Annotated in this window: 2 protein-coding genes; one reads left to right on the plus strand and one right to left on the minus strand. The window is 61.7% G+C overall.

Annotation, left to right across the window (positions count from 1 at the left end):
- Positions 1-364: 364 nt before the first annotated feature.
- Positions 365-559 (minus strand): three-helix bundle dimerization domain-containing protein, encoded by a 195-nt coding sequence (locus AWB94_RS03940; protein WP_085122352.1) that lies wholly within the window; start codon positions 557-559, stop codon positions 365-367.
- Between the two features lie 112 nt (positions 560-671).
- On the opposite strand from AWB94_RS03940, the gene AWB94_RS03945 reads away from it, so the two are divergent.
- A complete protein-coding gene (locus AWB94_RS03945) occupies positions 672-890 on the plus strand; it encodes a hypothetical protein (protein WP_024452057.1) in 219 nt (72 codons plus the stop codon).
- Positions 891-1,156 lie beyond the last annotated feature (266 nt).

The raw sequence follows: 1,156 nt of genomic DNA on the forward strand, positions 1-1,156 counted from the left end.
TTATCTGTAACAAAGGGGGCCTAGCTGAGCTATCCGACTGTTCAGGACGAGTGTTACATGTGTACCTGGTCTAATCGGGCGCCGGATTGTCCTGCACATGTGTAGGACGCGGGTTGGCGATTGCTGCCGCGGAGAACCAGAAGTGCTAGACCCTACGCTGGGGTGGCTTTGTCACTGCCGAGGACTCGACGCCTTGGGCGCCGCTACTCTGTGGCGCTATGACTGCGGCCGTACTTCGCCATCGCGCGTGCCCGGAAGCCCGCCGACTGGCACCGCGCGGCACGCGGCGAAATCTATTTCAGATCAGCAACAACCTGCGACAGCCACAATGACGCCCGTGGCTGTCAAGTGTCCGATTCGCCGATCAGCTCCGGGCGAGTTCGGCGCGGGCTCGGCGCTCGACGAACAGCGGAACGAAGTCCCGGATCCGGCTGTGTTCAAACTGGGCGTAGGCGCTCTGGACGATGGAGTTGATGCGCTCGGCTGGAATGTCTGTGTAGCTGTCGGCGAGCCGACGCTCGACTTCTTCAACCATGACGTGCTCATCGACCTCCGGCATGTCGATAGCATGCCTGGGCGGCCAGGTGCCGTCAACCGAGGAATTGACGTCCGTTCACCTCACATCGTGGCTATCGAACCCGTGAGGTTCGGGAAGTGTGAAGATCTGTTAGATGAGCAACGACGAGTCCGACCTGGCGCAGGCCTTCCGACTGTTGTCAGCGTTGCACGAGAACATCACTCATACGACGAGGGCGATCGAGAAGTTCGAGCGGCAACGCCGCTTGGGGTCGCCCGCAGGACCGCAAGAGCAACTACTACGCCGTGAACTCGCCGAAGCCCACGGGCACATCAACCGCATCTACGAACGGTTCCCCGAGACACGGCGGTAGCGCCTTGATGTGAAAGCTCACAGGTCGCGCCAGACCGACGTCATCAACACCGGTGAGCCAGGCGATGTCCCCTGGGGTTTAGGACTCCGGTCGAATAATCGTCATGCTCATGTTGGGTGGCGTCGCGCCGCGCGAGGGGGGTCGCCCGGCGCGACACCGGCCAGATGGCATATCCCGTTTCCGAGGCTAGTCCCGGCGTCCAGGACTTTGCGGTGATGCGCGGTTAACGAAGGCTAACGACTAACCGGATCGGCGGTACCGGTCTG

Origin of the sequence: Mycolicibacterium canariasense, from assembly GCF_002101555.1 — a bacterium.
In the GTDB taxonomy this organism is placed as follows: Bacteria; Actinomycetota; Actinomycetes; order Mycobacteriales; family Mycobacteriaceae; genus Mycobacterium; species Mycobacterium canariasense.